Source organism: Desulfovibrio sp. (assembly GCA_016208105.1).
Lineage (GTDB): Bacteria > Desulfobacterota > Desulfovibrionia > Desulfovibrionales > Desulfovibrionaceae > Fundidesulfovibrio.
Genome location: JACQYS010000010.1, coordinates 86403 through 111259, shown reverse-complemented (window position 1 = coordinate 111259; position 24857 = coordinate 86403). Strand labels below are relative to the sequence as shown.

Below are 24857 nucleotides of genomic sequence, written 5' to 3'. Positions count from 1 at the left end.
CGCCGTGATCACTTTGCTCACTACAGCGCTGGGTTTTCCCGATCCGGAAACCGCCGACCCCGGGGGCCTTCTTGCCGTTGGCGGGGACTTGAGCATTCGGAGGCTTGTGGAGGCCTACAGCCACGGCATCTTCCCCTGGTACAACGAGGACCACCCCATACTGTGGTGGTCTCCCGACCCCCGCCCCATCCTGGTGCCGAACGAGCTCAGGCTCGACGCCAGATTTCGCCGCTACCTTCGCGGCCACCCCTTTGAACTCTCCGTCGACACCGACTTCCAGGCCGTTATCAGCGCCTGCGCCACGGCGGAACGCCATGGCCAGGCGGGCACCTGGCTCACGGACGACATGATCCGGGCATACGTCCGGATGCACCATTCCGGCTACGCCCACAGCATCGAGTGCCGCCTTCATGGCCGCCTGGTGGGCGGCATCTACGGCGTGGCCGTGGGCCGGGCGTTCTTTGGGGAATCCATGTTCCACGACGTGGGCCAGGCCTCCAAGGTGGCCTTGGTGCACCTGGTCTTGCTGCTGGAAAAGTTAAAGTACAGCTTTATGGATTGCCAGCAGTCCACGCCCCATGTGATGCGCCTTGGAGCGCGGGAAATCCCGCGGCTCAAGTTCACCAGGCTGGTGGAAGCGGCGGCCGCTCTGCCCGGTGAAATCGAAGGCTGGAGGAGCCAGCCGTGGTGGAACGATCCCATAAAACGTAGGGAGTTTTTGCATGCCAGATGAGAGAGTGGTGCTGGATGTTCGCGGCAAGTGCTGAGGCGTGGGCGCGGAGGTCGGGTGGCACCTCCGGTTCGTTCAGGCCGCGCGGCTGGATGTTTGGGCCGAAGCCGGGCAGGCTCCGGTATTCGAGGAATTGGCCGCAACCTATTCACAGTGGCGTTTGGAACATGAGGAACAAGACGGTGTGCACCGGTTCAGTTTTTTGAGATGACACACCGGGAGAGAAGCCGGGGCAGGCCGATCCCGGCAATACAGGAGGGAACATGGCTCTTTCGTTCGAAGGCCCCGCGGTGATGGTGCGCGACATGGCTTCCTGCCGTGCTTTCTACGAGAATCTGCTGGACCAGAAGGTGCTCTTCGCCGTTGGAGACGCGTATACGGCCTATGCCTCGAAGTTCTCTCTCTGGGAGGCCACTGGGGCGCACGCCATGATATTCGGCAACCAGGCTCTTTCAGAACCGCAAAACACCGACGCGGTGTTTGAGCTCTATTTCGAATCGAGTGAGATTGAATCCGAATTGGAAAAAATGCGCGTGGCCAAAGTGCCCTTCATTCATGAACTACGCGAGCAGCCCTGGGGGCAGCGGTGTTTTCGGGTCCGGGACCCGGAGGGCCGCATTGTTGAGATAGGAGAGCCGATGCCCCTCGTGGCGAAACGCTTTTTGGCCCAGGGCCTGAGCTTCGAGGAAGTCAGCAAGCGGACCATGCTGCCTGTGGAGATTGTCAGGCATATCGCCGGAGAATAAGGCTCAACCGCTCGATGCCGTTGGGCAGCCGCTGAAAAAGCCCTGGAATGTTTCAACATTCCAGGGCTTTTTGCCGGGTTGGCGATTGCCGGGTATCATGTGCTGACCCTGCGGCGAAATTCCGGGCTAGGATTTTTCCAGCCCGTACCATTTCCCCAGCACAGCCGGTTTGAAGGCCTCCATCAGGTCCAACAGTTCAGCCGGATCATCATTGCACATGAGATTGGCCCGGTGCGGGCGTTTCAGGAATCCATGGTTCACCATGTGGTCGAGGAATTCGCTCAGTTTGTCGTAGTACCCCTCGACGTTGTAGAATCCCACGGGTTTGGCGTGCAGTCCAAGCTGCCCCCAGGTGGCCACCTCGAATATCTCCTCCAGGGTGCCCAGACCGCCCGGCATGGCGATGAAGCCGTCGGAGAGGACGGCCATCTTGGCCTTGCGCTCGTGCATGGACTCCACTTCGTACATCTCGGACAGGGCCTCGAAGGCCAGTTCCTTGGCCTTGAGGAACCCCGGCAGCACGCCCACAACCCGGCCGCCTGCGGACACCACGGCCTGGGCGAGCATGCCCATGAGCCCGTTCTTGGCCCCGCCGTACACCAGGGTGATTCCCCGGCTGGCTAAGAGCCCGCCAAGCCGTCCGGCGGACTCGCCGTACGCGGGGGAATTGCCGGGATTCGAGCCCAGGAAAACGCAGACGCTTTTCACTGCTGCTCCGCTTCCACGATGGGCGGGTGCTGGCTCAAATCGAAGAATCCCCGGATCTCAAAGGGCAGCGAGTAGTTGGGAATCTTGTCGAAGAGTATGAACCCCATGTCCTTGCCCTCGGCCAGGTCACAAAGGGCGGGTATACCCAGCGGTATGGGAAAATCGATGGGGCAGGAGCGGATGGATTCCAGCTTCCCGGCGTAGCGCTCCTGGAAGTAGGCGATAATCATGTCGCGCTCTTCAGCCGTGAAGGATTCCATAACAAGCTTGCGCCCGGAAGCGATGTCCGCGTCCATGTCCGGATGCATGGGGTCGCCCAGCACGTTGGCCCAATCATAGACTTCCTCTTCCAAGGGGTCCCAGCAGGGGCGGAAGAGATGAACATCCACGTCCTTGCGTCCCTTGAAGCTCTTGATGACGACGGTCATGGACCAGGCGCGGTCCACGGGCAGCTTCTCCTGCGCCGGAACGATATCGATCAGCATTGATGGCCTCCGAGCTTGTTTTATGGCCTGCAAGGCCGTAGGATTGCGAAAGTGCCGCAACGAGGGAACGATTTGGAAAATCAGGGCAAAAGTCAATCCAGGTTCTTGCTCCAGAGCCCCTTCACCCCCCAGGGTGACCAGCCCAGGGCCATTGATGAACTTCTGGGCAACCTTGCGTCCGGAGTTCGCGACCAGGTTCTGCTCGGCGCCACAGGCACCGGCAAGACCTTCACCATGGCCCAGCTCATCGCCCGTTCCAACCGGCCAGCCCTCATCATCGCCCCGAACAAAACCCTGGCGGCCCAGCTTTTCAACGAGTTCAAGGGACTTTTCCCCGAAAACGCCGTGGAGTATTTCGTCAGCTACTACGACTACTACCAGCCGGAAGCCTACCTGCCCCGCTCGGATACATACATCGAGAAGGACTCATCCATCAACGAGGATATCGACAAGCTCCGGCATGCGGCCACGCACTCGCTCCTGACGCGCCGGGACGTGGTGATCGTGGCCTCGGTGAGCTGTATCTACGGTCTGGGATCGCCCGAATACTACGCCAAGATGGTGCTGGCCCTGGAGGAGGGGCAGCGGGTGGCCATGGAAGAGGTGATCGGCAGGCTGGTTGAAATCCAGTACGAACGAAACGACATGGATTTCCACCGCGGCGTGTTCCGCGTGCGCGGCGACGTGCTGGAAATCATCCCGGCCTACAGCCGGGAAAGGGCGCTGCGCCTGGAATTCTTCGGAGACGAGATAGAATCGATCCTGGAAACCGACCCGCTGACCGGCGAGGTGTTCGGCAAGATGAAAAAAACGGTCATCTTCCCGAACTCGCACTATGTCTCGGACCGCGACAACCTCTCCCGTGCCATGAGCGACATCCGCGACGAGCTGCGCGAGCGCCTGATCTATTTCAAACAGAACCAGATGCTGGTGGAAGCCCAGCGCCTGGAGCAGCGCACCCTCTACGACCTGGAGATGATCGAGGAGCTGGGCTACTGCAACGGCATCGAGAACTATTCCCGCCACCTGGACGGGCGCACGGCCGGACAGCCCCCGGCCACGCTGATCGACTACTTTCCAGAGGACTTCATCCTTTTCGTGGACGAGTCCCACATCACGGTGCCGCAGATCGGGGGCATGTTCAACGGCGACTTCTCCCGCAAATCGACCCTTGTGGACTACGGCTTCAGGCTTCCCTCGGCCCTGGACAACCGGCCGCTCAATTTCCAGGAGTTTTCCGAGCGCATCGGCCAGGCCATCTACGTCTCGGCCACCCCGGGCCCCTGGGAGCTTGACCGCTCGCAAGGGCTCGTGGTGGAGCAGATCATCCGCCCCACGGGCCTTCTGGACCCCATGCTCGAGGTGCGCCCCACCAAGGGCCAGGTGGACGACCTGCTCTCGGAGTGCAAGAAACGGGTGGCCGCGCACGAACGCGTGCTTGTCACCACGCTCACCAAGCGCATGGCCGAGGAACTCACCGATTATCTCAACAATTACGGGGTGAACACCCGCTACCTGCATTCGGATATCGACACCCTGGAGCGGGTGGCCATCCTCCAGGCCCTGCGCGCCGGAGAGTTCGACGTTCTGGTGGGCATAAACCTGCTGCGCGAAGGGTTGGACATCCCGGAGGTTTCGCTCATAGCCATTCTGGACGCGGACACGGAAGGATTCCTGCGCTCGACCAGATCGCTTATCCAGACGTTCGGACGCGCCGCCCGCAACGTGTCCGGCCGGGTGATCATGTACGCCGACTCCGTCACCGGCTCAATGCGCGACGCCATGGAGGAGACCAACCGGCGCCGCGCCAAGCAGCAGGCCCACAACCTGGAGCATGGCATAACGCCCCAGACCATTCTCAAAGATATGGACAACGTCCTGGATGCAATTTACGCCCAGGCCAAGTCCGAAAAGGGCGCCAAAACCAAAGGGTCGAGCTTTATTGACGAAATCATGCAGCGGGCCGAGAGTTCCGAAACCGTGGAGAAACTCATCAAAAGCCTGGAACGGGACATGCGCGCCGCAGCCAAGGACCTGGCCTTCGAACGAGCCGCCGAACTGCGCGACGCCATCACCTCGCTTCGCGTAAAGCAGGGCACAGGGGCACAATGACGATGCAGCAAAAGCATACGGCCGTATTGGGAACCTCCATGAGGGTTACCCGGCACATGCACACGGAGAGAGCAGGGTGAAACGGGTTCGCAAGCTTGGCTCGAAATTTGGGCGTTTTCCCTCCCTCAGACGCAAGATGGGCATACTGTGGCCTGTAATATCGGGCCTGTTCGCCATCCTGTTGATTTTCGTGGGCGGCACTGCAGCCTATATGATCGTGGAAGGCTGGGACCTTTTTGACAGCGTTTACATGGTGATCATCTCCCTCACCACGGTCGGCTACGGCGAGGTCCACCCCCTCACCAGGGCGGGCAGGGTCATCACGGCCATTGTTTTACTGCTTGGAGTGGGCACGTTCTTCTATCTGGCTGGCGCCATCGTGCAACTGGTTATCGAGGGGCATATCCAAAACATTTTCGGGAGGCGGCGGATGCAGCGGGCCATCGAAAAAATGAAAGGTCACACCATCGTCTGCGGGTATGGCCGCATTGGCGGCATCGTCGCCCGTGAAATCCTCGCGGAGGGGCACGGCGTGGTGGTGGTGGAGCGCGGCCAGAACCTGATCGAAGAGCTCCAGCAAAAAAATATCCACTATGTGGCCGGAGACGCCACCAAGGACGAGGTGCTTCTGGCGGCGGGACTTCATAACGCCAAGTCCCTGGTTTCGGCCCTGACGGACGAATCCGCCAACGTGTACGTGACGCTCACGGCCCGCCAGCTCAACCCGGACATCTACATCGTGGCCAGAAGCGATTCGCCCGACCACTCCCAGCGCCTGACCCGGGCCGGGGCCAACCAGGTTCTCTTCCCGCACCTCTACGGCGGCATCCGCATGGCCCAGTCCGTGCTGCGGCCAACGGTGCTGGGATTCATGGACCTGGCCATGCGCGGAGACATCGAGGATCTGCAGATGGAGCAGCTCACCATCGCCACGGGATCCCCGGTTGCCGGAAAGGACCTGATAGAATCGCAGCTTCGCCAGCGTTTCAACGTCATCGTCATCGGCATCAAGAAGCCGGACGGGAAACTGCTCTTCAACCCGCAGCCCCAGGTGGTGCTGGAAGCGGGCGACACCCTGATCCTGGTGGGCGGCAAGCAGAACCTCGCTGAAATGCAGAAGCAGCTGACGTAAGAGCTGCCGGACCCGAGCGGCCGTGATGCGCAACAAAACGACCATGCCCCAGGAATTATTGCCAGGCGCTGACCAGACAGTGGAAGTGGTTGTGGCCAGGTACCAAGAAGACGCCTCCTGGGTTCGCGGCATGGGCCTGCCCTGCGTCGTGTACGACAAATCAGGCCAGCCAGGGCCGCATGCACTGCCTAACATCGGGCGCGAATCGCACACGTACCTCTCGCACATCGTGGCGCAGTACCCGGATTATGCGGACTTCACGGTTTTTCTGCAGGCTGACCCGTTCAAGCACACGGGGCAGGGGGCGGATACGGCCACACTCAAGGCGCGGATCGAGCAGAACGTGCGCCTTCAAGTTAAATTCACCGGGTTCGCCCACTTCAAGCTCAAATGCGACCGGCTGGGCAGGCCTCACGGCATGGCCGACCCGGAAAAGAAAGGGCTCTGGAAGGGCTGGGGCAAGGACATCCCGGTGGGCGAGGTGTACGGGAAGCTTTTTTCCGGGGATGTTCCCGAGACCTTCTTGGTCACGGCTCCGGCCGGGCAGCTCTTCGTGTGCCGCGAGCGGATTCTGGCCAGGCCCAAGGCCTTCTACGAGCGGGCCTTGAAGCTCGTGGTTGACGACCCAGACGATGAACACAATACCGGGCACGCCTTCGAAAGGCTGTGGCAGGTCGTTTTCAACGGCAATGTAGCCCTTAATAGAGAAGCGTATTCATGAACGGACCAGACTCAAAGATTGTGGAACGCGTAAAAGAGCTCAGGACCAGGCTGGAGCACCACAATCACCTCTATTACGTCCTCGACGCCCCTGAGATAAACGACGCCGAGTACGACGCCCTGTTCCGCGAACTCCAGGAGCTGGAGGCCGCCCATCCGGAGCTGGCCGACCCCAACTCGCCCACCAAGAGGGTGGGCGGAGCCGTGGCCCAGGCCTTTGCCTCGAAAAGGCACCGGCTGCGCATGTACAGCCTGGACAACGCCTTGACGGCCGAAGAGTGGCAAGCCTTCCTGGAGCGCCTGGGCCGTGTGCTGCCGGACCGCGACTTCTCCTTCTGGGCCGACCCCAAATTCGACGGTCTGGCCCTGGAGGTCATCTACGAGGACGGACGGTTTGTTTCGGCCCTCACGCGCGGAGACGGCGAAACCGGCGAGGACGTCACCCAGAACATGCGAACCGTGCGCAATCTTCCCCTGGACATTCGAAACAGGGCCGCCAAGGCCAGACTGCCGATTCCGAAGCTCTTGGAAGTGCGCGGCGAAGTGGTGATCACCAAGGCGGATTTCAATGCACTGAACAACGCCCAGGAAGAGGCAGGGGGCAAGGTGTTCGCCAACCCCCGCAACGCGGCGGCCGGTTCCATCCGCCAGCTCGACTCGGCCGTGACCGCATCTCGGCCCTTGAAATTCTTCGCCTACGGCATCGGCCAGTGCGAGTGGCCCCTGGGCGACCCCTGGGGGACACAGCGCGCTGTCATGGAGGGGCTTGAAAAATTTGGCTTTTCCACTGCCAAAGAGGGGAGGGGGCTCGATTCGGCCGGGGTGGAAGCCCTGTACGCCGAACTTGAGAAGAAGCGGGATACGCTGCCCTTCGAGATCGACGGCATGGTGGTCAAGCTCGACCGCCTGGACTGGCAGCGCGAAGCGGGGTTCACTGCCCGGGCGCCGCGCTGGGCCATCGCCTGGAAATTCCCGCCCAGGCAGGGCGAAACCCTGTTAAAAGCTATCGAAGTCCAAGTTGGCCGAACCGGCGTACTTACCCCCGTGGCAGTGCTCGAGCCTGTGCTGTTGGCCGGGGTGGTGGTGTCCAAGGCCACCCTGCACAACGAGGACGAAATCCGCGCCAAGGACCTTCGCGAGGGCGACACCGTGGTGGTGCAGCGCGCGGGCGACGTCATCCCCGAAGTGGTCCGGCCGGTGCTTGCTAAACGCCCCGCAGATTCGCGGGAATTCGTCTTTCCGCACTCGTGCCCGTCATGCGGCTCTCAAGTGCGGCGTTTGGACGGCGAAGCGGCCTGGAGATGCCTGAATCTCTCCTGCCCGGCCATGCTCACCCGGTCCATCGTCTTCTTCGTCTCCAAGGCGGGCCTGGACATCGAGGGTGTGGGCAAACGCTGGATAGAGATCCTGGTGGAGCGGGGCATGGTGAAATCCCCGGCCGATCTCTTTACGCTTACTGAGAATGATCTACTCTCGCTTGATCGCATGGGCGAAAAGCTGGCCGGAAACTTCGTGGAAGCCATAGCCCAGGCCAGGCAGAAGGCCACTCTGGCCAAGCTTGTCGGGGCACTGGGCATACGCCACGTGGGCACGCAAACCGCGCGGACATTGGCCGCCAACTTCCCCGACCTGGAGGGATTGAGCGCTGCGCCCGCCGAAGACCTGCAAGCCCTTCCGGACATCGGGCCGGAAGTGGCCGCGAGCATCCGGGCCTTTTTCGACAACCCTTCCAACCACGAGCTGCTTGCGCGCTTCAAGGCCATTGGGCTGTGGCCGTCAAAAGAGGCTGTGGAAGGCATGCAGAGCGGCCCCACGCCTTTTTCCGGCAAGCGCCTGCTCTTCACCGGCGCGCTTTCCGGCATAACCCGGGGCCAGGCCGAAGCCCGCGTGGAAGCGCTCGGCGGCATTGTTGCCGGGTCCGTGTCCAAGAAGCTCGACTACCTGGTAGTGGGTCAGGACCCTGGGTCCAAGCTGGATAAAGCCCGGGCACTTGGTGTAAAGATTCTTTCCCAAGACGATTTTGAACGCCTGGCAAAGGGCGAAACCCTTTCAGACTAAGAGGGAACCATCATGAGCGTATGCGATCTCATCATCATGGGCGCGGGCGGGCGCATGGGCTCCACCCTGGCCGCCCTGGCCACGGAAGACCCGGGCCTGCGCCTGGCCGGTGTTGTGGAAAGGCCCCAGAACGCCCAGGCATTGGACCGTTTCGAGTGCGTGAAGGGCACGGAAATGGAGGACGTCTTCGCCCGCTGCCCCGGAGCGGTGATTGTCGACTTTACAGCCCCGGAATCGAGCCTCAAGGTGGCCAATCTGGCCGCGCGCATGGGCAATCCGGCGGTCATCGGCACAACCGGGTTCACCGCGCAGCAGATGAAGGAACTGGAGAGCGCCGCGCGCCAGGGCCTTCTGTTCTGGGCCCCGAACATGAGCGTCGGCATCAATTCCCTGCTCCAGGTGCTGCCCAAGCTGGTTGAGGTTCTGGGACCGGCCTACGACCTGGAGATCATGGAAATCCACCACAACAAGAAGGCGGATTCACCCAGCGGCACCGCCTTGAAGCTCGGCCAGGCCATAGCCGCGGCGCGAGGGGAAAAGATCGACGACGTGAAGAAGTGTTCCCGCGACGGCATCATCGGCCCCCGCACCCAGGGGGAGATCGGCCTGCTGGCTGTCCGCGGCGGAGACGTGGTGGGCGACCACACCGTCTACTTCCTTGGGCCTGGGGAGCGCATCGAGGTGACGCACAGGCTCCATTCTCGCGAGCCCTTAGCCAGGGGTGCGCTTCGCGCCGCCACGTGGCTCAAGGGGCAGAAGCCCGGCAAGCTCCACACCATGTCCGACATGCTCAAATGAAAATCGGCCTCTTGCAGGTGAACACCGTGGTGGGCGATTTGTCCGGCAATGCCGGGCGAATCGTCCACGGCGCCCACAAGGCGGCCGAAGCCGGTGCCCGGGTGTGCATCACTTCGGAGCTGGCCCTCACGGGCTATCCGCCGCGCGACCTTCTGCTCTCTCCCGCATTCGTGGACAAAGCCCTGCGCGAACTGGAGGGCATCGCCAAGCAATTGGAAAACGGTCCGGTCCTGCTGGTGGGTACAGCCGCCAGAACAGGCCGCCCGGACGGCAAGCCCCTTCAGAACTGCGCCGCGCTTCTGGCCAACGGCGCCGTGGGGGCCATGCTGCCCAAAACCCTCCTGCCCACCTACGACGTCTTCGACGAGGACCGCTATTTCCAATCCGGCGGATGTCCGGGTCTGGTGGAAATAGACGGCACGCGCCTTGGCATCACCATCTGCGAAGACATCTGGAACGACAAGGATTTCTGGCGGACCAGGCGCTACACGGCCGATCCGTTGGAGCCCCTGGTTGAGCAAGGCCTGGACGCCATTCTCAACCTTTCGGCTTCGCCCTTCAGCCTCGGCAAGCAGGCCATGCGCGAACGCATGCTTGCAAGCGTGGCCAAGAAGTACGGCCTTCCCATACTCTACTGCAACCAGGTGGGTGGCAACGACGACCTGGTGTTCGACGGCCGCTCCATGGCCCTGGACGCTTCCGGCCGGCTGGCCGCACGCTCACCAGGATTCACGGAGGACGTGCTCGTGGTGGACATGGGCACACTTGGCGAAGGCCATCACGGCGAACGCCCCAGATTGGCGGAGGACGATTTCTCCGAAGAGTCCGAAGCTTGGCGGGCCCTGGTGCTCGGAGTAAAAGACTATGCCGGAAAATGCGGCTTCAAAGGGGCCATACTCGGGCTCTCCGGCGGCATCGACTCGGCTTTGACCGCGGCCATCGCCGTGGAGGCCCTTGGCGCTTCCAACGTACTGGGAGTGCTCATGCCAAGCCCCTATTCAAGCCAGGGGAGCGTGGACGACTCGCTGGAGCTGGCCAAACGCCTGGGCATGCACAGTAAGACCATCCCCATCGCGGACATCATGCACGCGTTTGATACCGGGCTTGCCGAGGCGTTCACCGGGCTCTCCCCGGACGTCACCGAGGAGAACATCCAGTCCAGGATCAGGGGCAACCTGCTCATGGCCATGTCCAACAAGTTCGGCAAACTGCTCCTGACCACCGGCAACAAATCCGAGCTGGCCGTGGGCTACTGCACGATCTACGGGGACATGTCCGGGGGCCTGGCCGTCATTTCGGACGTGCCCAAGACCATGGTCTACCGCCTGGCCCAATACGTAAACGACCGGGGCCGGGGAGAGGTCATTCCGCAGGCCATCATCGACAAGGCCCCCTCGGCCGAGCTCAAGCCGGACCAGACCGACCAGGACAGCCTGCCGCCCTACGAAATGCTGGACACCATCCTAAAAATGCGGGTGGAGGGCTACAAGTCCGTGAAGGAGATCGTGGAGGCGGGCTTCGAAAAGGCCGTGGTGGAAAAGGTGTGCGGGCTGGTGAAGTCGGCCGAGTTCAAACGGCGCCAGGCCGCTCCGGGACTGAAGATTACGGACAGAGCATTCGGTACGGGCTGGAGAATGCCCCTGGCCTGCAAGATCGTCTATTGACCAGGTCCATTCATTGGGCCGTCTTGGCCGGCTGAAACGTCGCCTTGGTGAAGATGACGCTCACGGCCGGGAACTGGGGCAGGACCCCGTCCGTGGCATTGACCACCACCTTGTCAGCCACGAAGCTGTAGCGAACGTCCTTGCCGGGCACCCCCAGGGTCAGCCTGGTCGGCAGCCCCCAGAACGGAAGCTTTCCCGAATCCTTCCCGTCCGCATACACCCGCACTTCCAGGGGGAATATGCTCACGCCCTCGAGAGTAAGGCTCTCCCCGGCCTTCAGGGTCAATTCGCCGCGGCGCCCGAGCCACAGCTCGTTGTTGCCGCCAGTCGAGAACCCTTTGGCAGACAACGCCCAGACCAGGTCCTCCTTGTCACCGCCGGAAACGTAGCGCGTAAGAAGCTCTGTCCGTGCTTCCTGCCTGGTCCAGGACCGTGGGACGCAACCAGGCCGTGCTCCCGGCCCCGCACAACCGACACCGTAAGACACGGGATCATCCGTCAGGGCCTGGTTGCGCAAAAGCCAAAGGGATAACGTGGCGCAGTCAGTGTGTCCGAAGAAGGCGTACCCCCTTGGGAACCAGCTGGTGTAGCCGTTGACCACGGGCAGGCCAAGTTCCTGCGAGGCCAGCATGGCGGCTACGGCAAGCCCGCATTCGGAACTCGACTGCCCAGGAGCCGGCAGATAGGCCATTGCCCTGGCGTTCGAAGCGTCGCGCAGGAGTTCCCCTTTCACGAGAGCGATATTTCGGGTTCGTTCAGCCAGATCGTACCCGTAATGGCGCAGCAGCGTGTTGTGCTGGTCCAGAACCGCCAGCACGCACAGCCCCGCCAGCAACACATGCCTCGCCCATGCCGACTGAACCAGGTCCAAGGCGATCTTGGCGACGCCTAAGAGAACGAGAATCAAAAAGAAATGCTCCACCAGCACCACCCTGGTCAGGGCACGCATGGATTGAAACACCGGGAGCCACTGGACGAACCTGAAAAGGCTGAAACCGCCTATGTTCACGATAAGCATTGTGAGCAACGCCGGGACCAAAAGGACGGTGGCCAACAACCGGACATCCGTTCGCCTTTGAAAAAGCAGGAAGAGCAACACGGCAACGCCGGCCCATGGCAGAATGCCCACGTGCATGGCATTGTTGAAGGAGAGGATGCCCGCCCGGTCGCTGGTCCATCCCCAGAGCAGGTTTCCCGGATTGGCCCGGAACATGTCCGCCAGGGTGGGAAGCTGCTCCGCTATCTCACTCCAGAATCGCGTGAGCCCATTGGCCTGGGACGTGGCCATGTACGGTTCGGCCAGAGGCCACAGGGCCGCTACAGACAAGGCCACGCATACCGCGACCTTGAAAGCCGCCCCGTCGCTCCAATCGCCCCCCATGCGCCGATAGACCAGAAGCCAGGCGAGCCCGAACAAACCAAGGGCCACGGTGAGAAACGCGCCCAGATAGAACGCGCCGTAGAATTGGAGAACCAGGGCCGCGCACAGGCCCGCGAAGGCCTTTATTGAACCACTCTGCGCCCAGAGAATGAAGCCGCAGACCGCCAGCGGTATCGGGAAGAGATGCAGAAGCGCCGGATGGGTGACTTCTTCTATTACCGGAGCCATGAACGCGAACAGATACGCGCCGAGCGAGGCAATGACAGGCGCGTGCCCCAAGCGTCTCAATGCCCAGAACGCGCTCGCGAAATTAAGGATGAATAAGGAAACGAACCAGGCCTGATAAGCCCTTTCGCGGTCCAGTCCGGCAAATCGAAAGGCCGAATAGCCTGGGAGCGTGGACAGGAAATTGTCGGAAAAAGTTATGGAATCCTTCGCGGGATAGAGAAACGGGGCGCTGAAGTAGGACGGCTCTTTTCCTGAAATCCATTTGAATCCATGTTCGAGCACATAGTTGGAAAAGCCGGTATCGCAGGGCTCGCCGGGCATGCGCTTGAAATCGGGACCAAGGATGGTCAGGGGAACAAGCCACAGGCCGATGGCCAGAAACACGGCGGGAGCGAGGAAATGGGAACGTACTCTGGAGGACATGGGGGGGCGGGGCAAAACGGACGTCAGCTATCCATGAATTGGCGCATGGCCTGAACTGTTTCCTCCATTTCCAACTGAAGGGCATCCAATTCTCTCTCCACCAGATCGGCATCGCCGGATTTGGAGGCTTTTTCCAGCTCGTAGGCCCTGTCTTTTAACACCTCGGCCCCCATGGTGGCAGCTCCGCCTTTGAGGGTGTGCGCCATGAAGGACACTTCCTTCAGGTCGCCTTCGGCCAGGGCTTGGCGCATTTCCGCGAGTTTGGCCGGCTGCTGGTCCACGAACACGGCGAAGAGCTTTTTCAAGAAATCCCTGTTTCCGCGAGCCTTGTCGAGAAGCCATTGTTCATTGAGGATACTGGATCCTGCCAAGGAGTCCTCCTGGGACGTAGCGTCGTTTTTCGGCATGAGAACCTGATGCAAGGCGGCCTGAATCTCTTCTGAACCGACCGGCTTGGACAGATATCCGTCCATGCCGGACTCAAGAAAACGTTCCCGGTCCCCTTTGAGCGCGTGGGCCGTCATGGCGATGATCGGTATATCTTTTGGCACGCCGGGATGGTCTCCGGACCTGATGCGGCGAGTGGCTTCCAGGCCGTCCATGCCGGGCATCTGGATGTCCATAAGCACCACGTCAACCTTCTGCTCAGCCAAGGTGGCCAGGGCCTCAACGCCGTTTCCAACCGCGATTACCTTGTGCCCGTCCTGCTCAAGTATCTCTATCGCGAACATCTGGTTGATGGGGTTGTCTTCCGCGAGCAGTATGGTCAAGGGACTTAATTTAGGCTTTGCGGCCGGCTTGGGCAAGGGCGCCGGTGGCCCCTCGTCCATGGCCTCGAGCTTGATCTCGAAAACAAATTCGCTTCCTCGGCCCTCGGTGCTTTCCACCCAGATGTCGCCGTTCATTCTCCCGACCAGATGTTTGCAGATGGCCAGCCCCAAACCCGTGCCATAGTGTTTTCTGGTGGGGGAGTTGTCCGCTTGGGTGAAGCTTTCAAAAATGGTGTCCAGCTTGCTCGCTGGAATGCCAGGGCCGGTGTCGGACACGCTGATGCGCACCGTGGCCAGAGTGGAATGGGGGTCCGGCTGGCGCAAACACTCGGCCTTGAGCTGGACCGTGCCGTCCGTGGTGAACTTGACCGCATTTCCCACCAGATTGACGATGATCTGGCGGAGCCTGCCGGGATCGCCCCGCATCCTTTTGGGCACATCTCCGGCGATGCTGTAGTTGAGCGTGAGCCCCTTGTTCTGGGCCAGCGCGGTAAAAATGCGGATTGCGCTTCGTATGGTGGCGTGCAGGTCGAACACCTGGTTTTCCAGCTCGAGTTTCCCGGCCTCAATCTTGGAAAAGTCCAGGATGTCGTTCAATATTTCCATAAGCGAAACAGCGGACTGGCGAACCATGTCCAGATAATCCCGCTGTTTGCGGGTCAGTTCAGATGCGAGCAAAAGTTCGCTCATGCCCAGAATCCCGTTCATGGGGGTGCGGATCTCGTGGCTCATGTTGGCCAGGAACTGGCTCTTGGCCCGGTTGGCGGTTTCCGCGGCCTCCTTCATGGTGGTCAGGTCCAGTTCGAGCTGTTTGCGGGAACTGATGTCTCGTAGCGAGGCCAGGTAGACCAATTCCCCGGTATCCCAGCGCGACTGCACCACGCGCATCTCCACCGTTTTCAGCACGCCGTCCCGGGAAAGCACCTCTATCTCCATTGTGCCGCCGGGGATGAGGGCGTGCCCGAACGGTTCTCCGGCGAGTTGTTCGGCCGTGGCCCCGAAAAGCCGTTCAGCGCTGGGGTTGGCGAAGTGGATCAGCCCGTCCAGGTCCACCACAACGATGCCGTCGGCGTTGTTGGCGATGATGTTCTGGAACCGCTTTTCCGTGGACACAAGGGACGCCTGCGCCGATGCCAGCTGGCGGCAGAGCTTCGCCCTGCCCAGGGCGCACAGGATGCTCTGTTCCAGCAGCATGTTGTCCAGCTTGGACTTCGGCAAGACCATGACCACGTTCTCACTGAGCGACGAATGCAGGAAGAGATGGGAACCTGAATCGCTGAAACCGACCACGGGCAGGTCGGAAAAGACCGTCGCCAGTTCCCCGGGGTCCGCGCCATGCGGTGCGGGAAGGGGAAGTCCGGCCAGAATGACGTCGAAACTCTCCAGGGCGATGGCCTCCCAGGCGTCCGCGACAGACGAGGCCGTCCGCCAGGTCGTCTCGAATCCGGACAGACCGTGGAGACGGTTGGCCAAGGAAAGGGTAAAGTCCGGCGCCTGATCGATGATAAGAAGGCGCAGGGGAGAGAGATTCTTCTTGGGTTGAATCATGGATTGACGGCTCAATATCAGCTTCCCGAGCTATTGCAACCTTACCCCTTCACACACGCGAGCGGACGCAGCCGGGCGACCTTGGAGGCCAGCCCCGCACCCACGGCGCTTTCCACCACGGCGTCTATGTTTTTATAGGCGCCCGGAGCCTCCTCGCTCACCCCCTTGTACCCGTGGGCCCTTATGATTACTCCATTTCTGGCCAAGGATTCAATGACCTCCCGGCCTGGAAAACGCTTCAGCGCCTGGGACCGGGACATGCTCCTGCCCGCTCCGTGGCAGGCCGAGCCAAAGGAGCGCTCAAGCGAAAGATCCGTGCCGGCAAGGATATAGGAGGCCGTCCCCATGCTGCCGCCCACCAGCATGGGCTGCCCGGCGCCGCGAAGCCACGCGGGCAGGCCGGGGTGGGACGGCCCCCAGGCCCTGGTGGCGCCTTTGCGGTGCACGAAAAGATTGCGGGGCTTGCCTTTGACCAGGTGGGTTTCTTCCTTGCAGGTGTTGTGGGACACGTCGAAAAGAAGCCGCGCCCTGAGGGTTGGAAAGAACTCCGCCAATACCTGGCGCACGAGATGGGTGAGAACCTGGCGATTGGCCAGGGCGCAGTTGATTCCCGCGCGCATGGCGGCCAGGTACTCCTGCCCAAGCGTGGAGAGAATGGGCGCGCAGGCCAGTTCGGGATCGGGCAGGGCAAGGCCGTGCTTGGGGGCTTCTTTAAGCATCCTGTCCAGATAGTCCGATGCTACCTGGTGGCCTAGCCCGCGCGATCCGCAGTGGATGCTCACAACCACCTCACCCTGGGAGATTCCGTAGACCTGGGCGGCTTTTTTGTCGAAGAGTTCTTCGACAAGCTGGATTTCCAGGTAGTGGTTCCCGGAGCCGAGGGTGCCTGTCTGCGCGAGCTGGCGCTTCTTGGCCTGGTCCGAAACCAGGGACGGATCAGCACCCTGGGCCCGGCCGGAGTCTTCCGTATGTTCCAGATCGGCCTTTTCCCCGAAGCCCTTGCGGATGGCCCATACCGCGCCGCCATCCAGCATGGCGTCCATGTCCTTGCCCTTGAGCACAAGGGAACCGGTTTTCCCGACCCCCGCCGGCACGCTGGCGAAAAGCCGGTCGCAGAGCCTTTCCAGAACAGGACGGATGTCGGCCTCAGAAATGCCCGTGGTGATGGTCCGCACGCCGCAGGCTATGTCGTAGCCGACGCCTCCGGCGGACACTATTCCGCCCTGGTCCGGGTCGAAGGCGGCCACGCCCCCTATGGGAAAGCCGTACCCCGTATGGGCGTCCGGCATGGCGTAAGCGGCTTCCACGATGCCCGGCAGGCAGGCCACATTGGCTATCTGGCGGGCGGCGGAGTCGTCCAGGGCGCGCACGATGTCCCTGGAGCCGAACACCACGGCCTGGACGAGCATCGTCCCCCGCTGTCTGTACTGCCAGCGCCAGGCATCGATGCGTTCCAAGAGGTCCATATCCATGCTGACGCAGTACACCTTTTGCCAGCTCTTGACAAAAAGCCAGACACGGGCGCATTGCCACTCTCCCGAGGAGACGAAACAATGCGTATTCTATTGGTTCTGTTTTCCTGTCTTATGCTTGGCGCCTGCGCAGGCGTACCCCTTATGCCCGGGGGCGATTCCAGCGACAGCTTCACGGCCGCGGACGGTTCCTTCAGCATAAAGCTCCCCCCGGACTGGTCCGTGGCCCAGAAGGCCGGGGGCGAGGGTGGGCGAGTGGGCGTGCTGGCCCACAAGAACGCGGCCGCCACGGGGAAAGGCTACCCCACGCTTGTGATGCGCGAAATCATGGATCCCACCCCGCAGGGCGTTCTGGACATCATGTCCAAGGACAAGAACCTGGAGTTTTCCGAACTGTGGACCGTGAGTCCTGATAAATACCAGCTGAAACAGGCTCTTCTGGACACCACCTCGCGCGTGCTCTCCTATTGGCTGTCGCCTCGCGACGGGCAGGGGCTGGAATACTACAGCATCATCGCCTTGACGGGATTTGGCCGCGTGGAGCTGGTCGGCGTGGCGGAAGCGGGAACCGTTGAAAGATACATAAAGGATTTCAACACGATGTTCACTTCACTGAACATCGGCGACAAGGCAAAATTCAGCCAGGCCTCGGCAGGCGACACCGGGGCATACCTTCGCCAGACCTACAAAAAGGCCCTGGAGCGCGAAAAGGACGGACTCAGCCGCCTGGCAACGGAAACAGCGGCGTGGTCCAGCTCCGCGACAGGCATCACCACCCAGGAGAAAGGGTTTCTCGGCAACACCTATGTCCGGAACGTGAACCGGGCGCTGGAGGCGTGTGCGGGGCTCGTCGAGATCGTGGGCAGACAGGGTGCGAAAGACGCCAGGGCCGAGATGCAGCGTCTGTCGGAACGCCTGGACGAGGCCGCCACATCCCTTGACACGGTGCAGCTGAACATCAAGGAACCCCAGGCCAGAAGCTCCGTGGAGAAAAGCGCGGCACGGGCCAGGAAAATGGCCGCCTTGGGCAGAGAGGCCGCCAAGCTGCCGCTCAACTAGCGTAGCGATTTTGAAAAACATGCACATGTTTTTCAAAATTTATTGCAATGGTTCTCTTGTTTTGCACGCCCAGGCCGTGTGAACGGATTTCGCGGACCTCACACTAGCGCAAATCCACTGCTGCCCTCAGAGCGGCAACCTCTTCTGGAAGAAGAGGCCTGTATTTACCGACGGGCAGTTTCCCGAGCTTGAGTGGCCCCTGGCTTATGCGCACGAGCTTCAAGATGGTGAGCCCCAGGTCGCGGCACATGCGCCTGATCTGGCGGTTCACGCCCTGGATGAGTTCCATTTCCAGAACCGTGCCCCTGGGGTCTTTGCCAACGATCCTGGCCTTCACCGGGGCGAGGCGTTCACCCTCGGCCAGGGTCATGCCGGAGCGCATTTGCGTAAGCGCATTTTCTTGCACCTCGCCGCGAAGCGTCACCCAATAGAGCTTTGGCAAATGCCAGCGCGGGTGCATGAGCCGGTTGGCCAGTTCCCCGTCCGTGGTGAGAATAAGAAGCCCTTCCGAAAAATAGTCCAGCCTGCCCACGGGAAATATCCGCCGCCGCAAGGCCTCCTCGCCCAGAATCTCCAGGACGGTGCGCCTGCCCTCGGGGTCCTTGACCGTGGTGACTGTTTCAACGGGCTTGTTGAGAACGTAATAGAGATCCGTATCGGACGCGGGCGAAGCTATGGGCTTGTTGTCCACGCGGATGTCGTCCTGGCCGGGATGAACTTGAGTTCCGAGATCGGCCGGTTGGCCGTTCACCGTCACCCGGCCGGAACGGATCAGGTCGTCGGCGCCACGGCGCGAGCACACACCGGCCTGGGCCAGGGCCTTGTTCAGGCGCATTCCAGCCGGGCCGGATGACGAAGCAGGAGCAGGGGAGGGGGGAATTGGGCGCATCCAGAGCCCAATAATACGGGATTGAAACCGGCGCCAGCCCTTTTGACCAGGGAATATACAGACTGGCGCCCGTTCAAGGACCAGGCCGCCGCCAAGCCCGGGCGACGACAAAAATACCTTATATATTGATAACTTTGCTGGCCAGCTGCAGGCTGGTGACCACATCCAGCATGTTGGTGGTCTGGCCTACGGCGCGCTTGTCCAACAGTCCGAAGAACTCAAGGCATGTTCCGCACACCAGGATGCTCACCCCCTGAGCTTCCAGGGCGCGCAAGGCCTCGAGGTTCGCATTTCCCGCTGCTGAGAGCTTCACGGCGGCATTGACCATCACCACCCGCCACAATTCCTTACCAAGTTCCGGCAAGGTTTTCAGGAAGTTGCCCATGAGCTTGCCGCCAAGCTCGTCGTCGCCGCGTCCGATGATGTCGGCGGTGAGAAACACCACAATCCGCTGGATTTCGCTTTTGGATGGAACCGGGCATGGAAAGTCCTCGACCGCCGGAGCCTTCTTCTGGCCAGCGTCTGGCCCCCGAGTGGCTGTGATGACCCAGGCTCGGCCGTCCTTAACGCTTCGCGGCTCGTATCCGCTTGAGGTGAGGTAGCGGGTGACGTTTTCCAGCGCGGCCTCGTCGTCCACAAGAACCTTCAGCGTATCCGGGTGGTAGCTTTCAATGCAGTTGCGGCATGCCACCAGGGGTTGGGGGCAGGTCATGCCCAGGCAATCGAGGGTTTGTTCGCTCATTTAATCCATCCTTTTGTCAGGTGATTACCATGGACAGTACCCGATGGGTCAAATAGTATAGCCTGATATGTACGGACGGTCTTCGTGAAGACGGTCGATGAAGCACATGAGAGAGGTTCCCATGCATCTGAGCGCTCCTGTAGCGGCTATTACCAGAAAAATAGGGTTGGCTCTGGGCGATATTCGGGCTGACATGCTTCTAAAAAACGCCCGTCTGGTGAACGTGCTCTCAGGCGACATCCACGACGCGGACATCGCCATAGCCGACGGCATCATCATAGGTTTCGGGGACTATCAGGCCGACAAAATCATTGACTGCCAGGGGCGACACGTATCTCCGGGGCTGATCGACGGGCATATCCACATCGAATCGACCCTGCTCACCCCCTGGGAATTCGCCCGGGCGGCCGCCCCGCACGGCACCTGCGCCGTGGTGTGGGACCCGCACGAGATAGCCAACGTCCTTGGCCGCGAAGGCATCGAGAACATGCTGGAGCTTACCAAGGATTGCCCCTTGAGCTTCTACATCATGGCCTCCAGCTGCGTTCCGGCCACGAACATGGAGACCTCCGGGGCCGAGGTGACTGCCGAGGACGTTGAACGCCTGGTTCTGGAGAACCTGAGCAGGGTGCTCGGTTTGGCGGAACTCATGAACTATCCCGGGGTGCTGGCCAAAGACCCCGCCGTGCTGGCCAAGATAGCTGCCTGTTCCTGCGCGGTTGTGGACGGGCACGCCCCCCAGCTTTCGGGAAAGGCGCTCAACGCCTATATTCTGGCTGGTCCCAGCTCCGACCACGAATGCACGGATCTTGAAGAAGCCATGGAGAAGCTGCGCAAGGGCATGCACCTGTTTATGCGCGAAGGCAGCGACGAAAAGAACCTCAAGGACCTGATCGCCGCGTCCAACCGCTTCAATTCGCAAAATATTTCCCTTGTCTGCGACGACAGGGACCCCTTCGACCTGACCGAACACGGCCATATGGACCAGAACGTGCGCATGGCCGTGGGCCTGGGCATGGAGCCCATCAGGGCCATCCAGATGGCCAGCATCAACACCGCACGCCATTTCGGCATGCGGGGAAGGGGGGCCGTGGCCCCAGGATACCGGGCCGACCTGGTCATCCTGGACGATCTGGACACGTTCGCCGTCTGGAAAGCCTATTTGGCGGGCACGGATGTTTCGGAGATCACTTTCGGGCCGTCAGGCCCGGTTGAGGCAAAAAATACAGTCCATATAAGCTGTTCCGAAGGAAAACTCTCTGCTGCGGACTTTGAAATTGTTAAAGTGAAGGATGAAGTTCGTTGCATCGGCGTGATCCCCGGACAGATAACCACCAAGGCCATGCGCATGCGCCCGGCTTTCAGTAACGGCATGGCCCAGGCGGACCCGGAAAAAGACCTGGTGAAACTGGCCGTGGTGGAGCGCCACGGCAAGAACGGCAACATCGGCCTGGGATTCATGCACGGGCTCGGCCTGGCGCGGGGCGCCCTGGCGGGAACAGTGGCCCACGACTCGCACAACCTCATCGTTGCCGGAGTGTCGGACGAAGACATGGCCCTGGCCGGAAACACCCTGGCCAAGGCCGGGGGAGGCTACTGCATCGCCTGCGATGGAAAGATCCTGGCGCTTCTCGAACTTCCTTTGGCCGGGCTCATGAGCCTCAAGCCCCTGGAAACCGTCGTTGACGAGTATGAACGGCTGAGAGCCGCATTCAAAGCAGTGGCCATTAATCCCGACGTGTACACACATCCGTTCATGGCCATGTCCTTTTCTTCCTTGCCAGTGATCCCGGAGCTGAGACTTACCGACAAGGGACTGGTCGACGTGGGCAAGTTTGAAATCGTCGACCTGTGGCTGTGATTCTCTGATCGCCTGACAGAGAACCAGGCAAATCCCAACAGAATCGATCCTGGCCCGTTTTACGAGGAGAGGGGAAAGCGAGCACCTTTCACAGGGTGCGCCGCGCCCTTTCGAGCCCCTTCGTTATTTATTAAAGTTTACATAATTTACATTATGAGACAATAAATCATACGCTCGGAAGGGGTGCTCTTCAACAATTCCGGACACTTCCACGAACACACCTCCAAAGAACTTTTGGAGTCGGAAGGCCCCTGCTCACGACACGATAAACAAAAACAGCCCCGGAACAGTGACGCGTTCCAGGGCTTCTTCAGTCAAGATACAGAAGTCCCAACCACCAACATGATCTTCACAAAGACCCAGACCCCCTTGGCACGATTCTCCACATTGAGGCTCTGGACGATCAACAACGAACATCCCGCCATGGGCACCGGCGGTTCATCCCGAGACAGAAACGGAGAACTACCCCACAGCCCAAATGCGGCAAAGCACGTTCGTAGTAGTTCCAGGACCTATGTTCGCCACCTAGACTCCTCCCAACCGAGGCAACCGAGACTTCAAAACCACATCCAAAACCACTATTTTATGCCAACCCCCTCTTTTCTCCAAAAACGACCCAGGACACGTCCTGGCCCCGACGGCTAACGAAGAGACATACTTTTGCCCCAGAACGCATCCTGGACTATTTTTGAGCCTTGTTTTCCCCGGCCGATACGGCCGCTGACCGGAACGCAGAAAAATGATACACTGACCGCTTCTCAATGATGGTTCATCTTTATCTGGCGGGATATTTACAACGTTGTCTCTTGAAATTCTTATGAATACGAATATCCCTTTCCAGACAATTAAAGGGTCACTTTACATTTTCTCAGCGAATAATGCAGCGATTCTCATTACTGACGGCAGCAGACAGGTTCTCTAGACGCAGATCATCACAGTTAAACGGCTTACATCCATCACTATTTCAGCCACAATATGGGAATATCAACGTTATAATACTTAATAAGGTAGTCCTTCACTGCCAAGGCCTTGGCAATCATCCGGACATCTTTTCCTTTCATCAAGTTCTCGGAAACAATTTTGTCTTCCATCATCGAATATCCGTGCAATCCAATAAGTTCGAAGCACTGGTTGCGAGCAATTCTTACCGGAAGTCCGCGCCTTAAGTTTTTCTTTAACATCATGAAGTCTGCCTGATACTTGTTTGACTTTCTAATTGTATCAAGAAGCTCATGATATCTGTCTGTTTCAATTTTACCGCTGACTTCTGATAGTTTCTTCTCAATAAAACTTACAATTTTTTCTTCGCTGTCATTGTCATTTTGCATTTTGTTAACAGCTTCACAGGCTTCGTCCCCAATAAGTTCGATAACATCCAACGTGAGAATGTCTGCTATCCGTTTTGAGAGCGGCCTTTCCATGAACCTTCTCCTCAATCTCTGCATGTCTCACGGGGAATACGGAAAAAACCACGCCAAGTTTACACGGCTGACAGGCTGTTACCCAGAGCAAAAAGGCAATTTATCCGTTAAATACTACGAAAAGGACGCCGTGGGAATGCTGTTTTACTCCAACACACGCCCCTGCGGCCTCACACCCTGCAGAACCGGCTGCCGCCCTGCTCCGGGACGGAGTAGGGCCACAAGGTGTTTTCGATTCTTTGCCTCGCGCGCAACGTGGTTGCCCTCCCCTTTCCAAAAAGGGGCAGGAAACCGAAATGATCTGTTGAACGGCTGACTCAAAAAAAAGCCGCCCGACAACCATGTTGGGCGGCTTGCAGAAATCGCTTCAAACGTGCTCAACTCTTCTGAACCTTGCCCCAGTCCTTGAGAAACGTCTCAAGCCCGGCGTCCGTCAAAGGATGCTTGATAAGGTCCTTGATCACGGCAAAAGGCACGGTGACAACGTCCGCTCCCATGAGGGCCGCTCGGACGATGTGAGTCGGGTTCCTTATGCTGGCCACCAGCACCTGGGTTTCGACATCGTAGTTGTTGAAGATGGTGACGATCTCCTCCACCATGGCCATGCCGTCTCCGCCGATGGCGTCGATGCGGCCCACGAAGGGGCTCACGTACGTGGCGCCGGCCTTGGCGGCCATAAGGGCCTGCAAAGGCTGGAAGATGAGGGTGACGTTCACCGGGATCTTCTGGGCCTTGAGCTGGCGTACGGCCTTCATGCCTTCGAGCAGCATGGGGATCTTCACCACCACGTTGGGCCCGAACTTGATGAGCTCCTTGGCCTCGGCCAGCATTTCCTGGGCCGTGGTGCCGACCACCTCCAGGCTCACCGGGCCGTCGACCTCTTTGCAGATGGCCTCGGCCAGCTTGTGCCAGTCGCCCTTTTCCTTGGCGAAAAGACTCGGGTTGGTGGTCACGCCGTCGAGCATGCCCATGTCTTTTGTTGCTTTGATTTCGTCTAGGCTGGCGCTGTCCAGGAAGAATTTCATGGGTTACCCCTCTTTGGTTTTCGCGGACTCGATCTGGGCGAGGTATTTGTCCCGGCATTCGTAACTGCAGAAATGCACAACCTTGCCGCCCTCATTCGCTCTGACCGAGTTGTCCAGGGCCACGTAGGACCCGCAAACAGGGTCCTTGACCATCTCGCCCTTGGCAATCAGTGTTTCTTCTTCTTTCTTGGCCTCTTGCTTGCGGCGCAACATGTCGCCGGCGAACATCTTCCAGAGAACGAATGCCGCGACAGCGAATAATACGAATTTCCACATGATACGGGCGATCCTTTTCTAAAGTTCAAAATATCATAGTTCCAGAGGCACTAAAAGACAAACCTGCGACAATTTTCGCATCGACCTGTTCCGGGGCGATCTCGGCCAGGGGCAGAACCACGAAAGCGCGCTCGAACATTCGCGGGTGCGGCAAGGTCAGCCGGGGGGTGCTGCGCGTTTCGTTGCCGAAAGTCAGAAGATCGATGTCGATCATCCGGGGCCCCCACCGCCTTTCCATCAGGCGGTTTCGGCCGAGTTCGGATTCGAGGGCCATGAGGGCCTCGAACAGCGATTCGGCGGTTATCCCGGGCGGGCAATCCAAACGAACCACCATGTTGGCGTACCACGGTCCGGCCTCTTGTTTCACGCCGCCATCCGGGGCAACGGCCCTATCATCAACGCACAATTCGCGCAGGCACTCGGGCCGGGGCGGCTCCATTGCTTGCAGCTCATGCGGGGCCGTCAGCCAGATACGCGAGCGGGCCGCCAGGCGCACGCCGGGAAGAATCCCGTCCATGCGCCCGGCGGCCCGGGAAAGCGTGGCCGCCGGTTCGCCCAGGTTCGACCCCAGGGCGACGAATGCGGCTGTGTTCGTCATCTCTTGCTATC

At 60.2% G+C, this 24857-nt stretch carries 21 protein-coding genes; 10 read left to right on the top strand and 11 right to left on the bottom strand.

Annotation, left to right across the window (positions count from 1 at the left end):
• Positions 1-4: 4 nt before the first annotated feature.
• Both HY795_05710 and HY795_05705 read left to right on the top strand, forming a co-directional pair.
• Positions 5-733, top strand: a complete 729-nt coding sequence (locus HY795_05710; protein MBI4804711.1) for a leucyl/phenylalanyl-tRNA--protein transferase — start codon at positions 5-7, stop codon at positions 731-733.
• Between the two features lie 260 nt (positions 734-993).
• The gene (locus HY795_05705) at positions 994-1476 is read left to right on the top strand and encodes a VOC family protein (GenBank protein MBI4804710.1); all 483 of its coding nucleotides are present in this window, start codon (positions 994-996) and stop codon (positions 1474-1476) included.
• 126 nt (positions 1477-1602) lie between these two features.
• Here HY795_05705 and HY795_05700 read toward each other — a convergent pair whose 3' ends face one another.
• Together HY795_05700 and HY795_05695 are read right to left on the bottom strand one after the other, a co-directional pair.
• Positions 1603-2184: a TIGR00730 family Rossman fold protein gene (locus HY795_05700; protein ID MBI4804709.1), complete on the bottom strand. Its 582-nt coding sequence runs from the start codon at positions 2182-2184 to the stop codon at positions 1603-1605.
• Positions 2181-2669, bottom strand: coding sequence for a hypothetical protein (locus HY795_05695; protein ID MBI4804708.1), 489 nt, complete (start codon positions 2667-2669; stop codon positions 2181-2183). Before HY795_05695 ends, HY795_05700 begins: the two co-directional genes overlap by 4 nt.
• A 72-nt stretch (positions 2670-2741) precedes the next feature.
• Here HY795_05695 and uvrB point away from each other — a divergent pair, with 72 nt between their 5' ends.
• The 6 genes from uvrB to HY795_05665 all read left to right on the top strand — a co-directional run bounded on the left by uvrB (position 2742) and on the right by HY795_05665 (position 11153).
• A complete protein-coding gene (gene uvrB, locus HY795_05690; protein MBI4804707.1) occupies positions 2742-4781 on the top strand; it encodes an excinuclease ABC subunit UvrB in 2040 nt (679 codons plus the stop codon).
• A 136-nt stretch (positions 4782-4917) separates the two neighbouring features.
• Positions 4918-5913 (top strand): potassium channel protein, encoded by a 996-nt coding sequence (locus HY795_05685; GenBank protein MBI4804706.1) that lies wholly within the window; start codon positions 4918-4920, stop codon positions 5911-5913.
• A 43-nt stretch (positions 5914-5956) separates the two neighbouring features.
• Positions 5957-6634, top strand: coding sequence for a DUF3431 domain-containing protein (locus tag HY795_05680; protein ID MBI4804705.1), 678 nt, complete (start codon positions 5957-5959; stop codon positions 6632-6634).
• On the top strand, positions 6631-8691 hold the full coding sequence (gene ligA, locus HY795_05675) for an NAD-dependent DNA ligase LigA (GenBank protein ID MBI4804704.1): 2061 nt from the start codon (positions 6631-6633) through the stop codon (positions 8689-8691). The genes HY795_05680 and ligA overlap by 4 nt, the downstream gene beginning before the upstream one ends.
• Before the next feature lie 12 nt (positions 8692-8703).
• The gene (locus HY795_05670) at positions 8704-9489 is read left to right on the top strand and encodes a 4-hydroxy-tetrahydrodipicolinate reductase (protein MBI4804703.1); all 786 of its coding nucleotides are present in this window, start codon (positions 8704-8706) and stop codon (positions 9487-9489) included.
• Positions 9486-11153: an NAD+ synthase gene (locus tag HY795_05665; GenBank protein ID MBI4804702.1), complete on the top strand. Its 1668-nt coding sequence runs from the start codon at positions 9486-9488 to the stop codon at positions 11151-11153. The genes HY795_05670 and HY795_05665 overlap by 4 nt, the downstream gene beginning before the upstream one ends.
• A gap of 10 nt (positions 11154-11163) precedes the next feature.
• Here the strand turns inward: HY795_05665 and HY795_05660 are convergent, their stop codons facing one another.
• From HY795_05660 to HY795_05650, 3 genes are read right to left on the bottom strand one after another with little or no spacing between them, the layout of a single operon-like run.
• Entirely contained in the window at positions 11164-13185 is a 2022-nt protein-coding gene (locus HY795_05660; GenBank protein MBI4804701.1) for a hypothetical protein, read from the bottom strand.
• Between the two features lie 23 nt (positions 13186-13208).
• Positions 13209-15503, bottom strand: a complete 2295-nt coding sequence (locus tag HY795_05655; protein MBI4804700.1) for a response regulator — start codon at positions 15501-15503, stop codon at positions 13209-13211.
• A gap of 41 nt (positions 15504-15544) precedes the next feature.
• Positions 15545-16975 carry an RtcB family protein gene (locus HY795_05650; GenBank protein MBI4804699.1) on the bottom strand — a complete coding sequence of 477 codons (1431 nt, stop codon included), beginning with the start codon at positions 16973-16975 and terminating at the stop codon, positions 15545-15547.
• Between the two features lie 81 nt (positions 16976-17056).
• Between HY795_05650 and HY795_05645 the strand changes: the two genes are divergently transcribed.
• A complete protein-coding gene (locus HY795_05645; GenBank protein MBI4804698.1) occupies positions 17057-18034 on the top strand; it encodes a hypothetical protein in 978 nt (325 codons plus the stop codon).
• Between the two features lie 103 nt (positions 18035-18137).
• On the opposite strand, the gene HY795_05640 is transcribed toward HY795_05645, so the two are convergent.
• Both HY795_05640 and yedF read right to left on the bottom strand, forming a co-directional pair.
• Positions 18138-18869, bottom strand: coding sequence for an rRNA pseudouridine synthase (locus HY795_05640; protein MBI4804697.1), 732 nt, complete (start codon positions 18867-18869; stop codon positions 18138-18140).
• Positions 18870-19041: 172 nt separating this feature from the next.
• Positions 19042-19665 carry a sulfurtransferase-like selenium metabolism protein YedF gene (yedF, locus tag HY795_05635; protein MBI4804696.1) on the bottom strand — a complete coding sequence of 208 codons (624 nt, stop codon included), beginning with the start codon at positions 19663-19665 and terminating at the stop codon, positions 19042-19044.
• 121 nt (positions 19666-19786) lie between these two features.
• Between yedF and ade the strand changes: the two genes are divergently transcribed.
• Positions 19787-21526 (top strand): adenine deaminase, encoded by a 1740-nt coding sequence (ade, locus tag HY795_05630; GenBank protein MBI4804695.1) that lies wholly within the window; start codon positions 19787-19789, stop codon positions 21524-21526.
• Positions 21527-22485: 959 nt separating this feature from the next.
• On the opposite strand, the gene HY795_05625 is transcribed toward ade, so the two are convergent.
• The 4 genes from HY795_05625 to folK all read right to left on the bottom strand — a co-directional run bounded on the left by HY795_05625 (position 22486) and on the right by folK (position 24846).
• Entirely contained in the window at positions 22486-22947 is a 462-nt protein-coding gene (locus tag HY795_05625; protein ID MBI4804694.1) for a hypothetical protein, read from the bottom strand.
• Between the two features lie 377 nt (positions 22948-23324).
• Positions 23325-23972 (bottom strand): fructose-6-phosphate aldolase, encoded by a 648-nt coding sequence (gene fsa, locus HY795_05620; protein ID MBI4804693.1) that lies wholly within the window; start codon positions 23970-23972, stop codon positions 23325-23327.
• A gap of 3 nt (positions 23973-23975) precedes the next feature.
• The gene (locus HY795_05615) at positions 23976-24248 is read right to left on the bottom strand and encodes a transcriptional regulator (protein MBI4804692.1); all 273 of its coding nucleotides are present in this window, start codon (positions 24246-24248) and stop codon (positions 23976-23978) included.
• A 25-nt stretch (positions 24249-24273) separates the two neighbouring features.
• Positions 24274-24846 (bottom strand): 2-amino-4-hydroxy-6-hydroxymethyldihydropteridine diphosphokinase, encoded by a 573-nt coding sequence (gene folK, locus HY795_05610; GenBank protein ID MBI4804691.1) that lies wholly within the window; start codon positions 24844-24846, stop codon positions 24274-24276.
• Between the last annotated feature and the right edge of the window lie 11 nt (positions 24847-24857).

Bases quoted from the DNA above. Each gene is read 5' to 3' on its own strand.
- HY795_05665 (MBI4804702.1), top strand. From the start codon at position 9,486: ATGAAAATCGGCCTCTTGCAGGTGAACACCGTGGTGGGCGATTTGTCC.
- HY795_05680 (MBI4804705.1), top strand. From the start codon at position 5,957: ATGCCCCAGGAATTATTGCCAGGCGCTGACCAGACAGTGGAAGTGGTT.
- HY795_05625 (MBI4804694.1), bottom strand. From the start codon at position 22,947: ATGGAAAGGCCGCTCTCAAAACGGATAGCAGACATTCTCACGTTGGAT.
- ligA (MBI4804704.1), top strand. From the start codon at position 6,631: ATGAACGGACCAGACTCAAAGATTGTGGAACGCGTAAAAGAGCTCAGG.
- HY795_05650 (MBI4804699.1), bottom strand. From the start codon at position 16,975: ATGGATATGGACCTCTTGGAACGCATCGATGCCTGGCGCTGGCAGTAC.
- HY795_05615 (MBI4804692.1), bottom strand. From the start codon at position 24,248: ATGTGGAAATTCGTATTATTCGCTGTCGCGGCATTCGTTCTCTGGAAG.
- HY795_05705 (MBI4804710.1), top strand. From the start codon at position 994: ATGGCTCTTTCGTTCGAAGGCCCCGCGGTGATGGTGCGCGACATGGCT.
- yedF (MBI4804696.1), bottom strand. From the start codon at position 19,665: ATGAGCGAACAAACCCTCGATTGCCTGGGCATGACCTGCCCCCAACCC.
- HY795_05655 (MBI4804700.1), bottom strand. From the start codon at position 15,503: ATGATTCAACCCAAGAAGAATCTCTCTCCCCTGCGCCTTCTTATCATC.
- HY795_05645 (MBI4804698.1), top strand. From the start codon at position 17,057: ATGCGTATTCTATTGGTTCTGTTTTCCTGTCTTATGCTTGGCGCCTGC.
- HY795_05660 (MBI4804701.1), bottom strand. From the start codon at position 13,185: ATGTCCTCCAGAGTACGTTCCCATTTCCTCGCTCCCGCCGTGTTTCTG.
- HY795_05670 (MBI4804703.1), top strand. From the start codon at position 8,704: ATGAGCGTATGCGATCTCATCATCATGGGCGCGGGCGGGCGCATGGGC.
- HY795_05695 (MBI4804708.1), bottom strand. From the start codon at position 2,669: ATGCTGATCGATATCGTTCCGGCGCAGGAGAAGCTGCCCGTGGACCGC.
- fsa (MBI4804693.1), bottom strand. From the start codon at position 23,972: ATGAAATTCTTCCTGGACAGCGCCAGCCTAGACGAAATCAAAGCAACA.
- HY795_05640 (MBI4804697.1), bottom strand. From the start codon at position 18,869: ATGCGCCTGAACAAGGCCCTGGCCCAGGCCGGTGTGTGCTCGCGCCGT.
- ade (MBI4804695.1), top strand. From the start codon at position 19,787: ATGCATCTGAGCGCTCCTGTAGCGGCTATTACCAGAAAAATAGGGTTG.
- HY795_05685 (MBI4804706.1), top strand. From the start codon at position 4,918: ATGGGCATACTGTGGCCTGTAATATCGGGCCTGTTCGCCATCCTGTTG.
- folK (MBI4804691.1), bottom strand. From the start codon at position 24,846: ATGACGAACACAGCCGCATTCGTCGCCCTGGGGTCGAACCTGGGCGAA.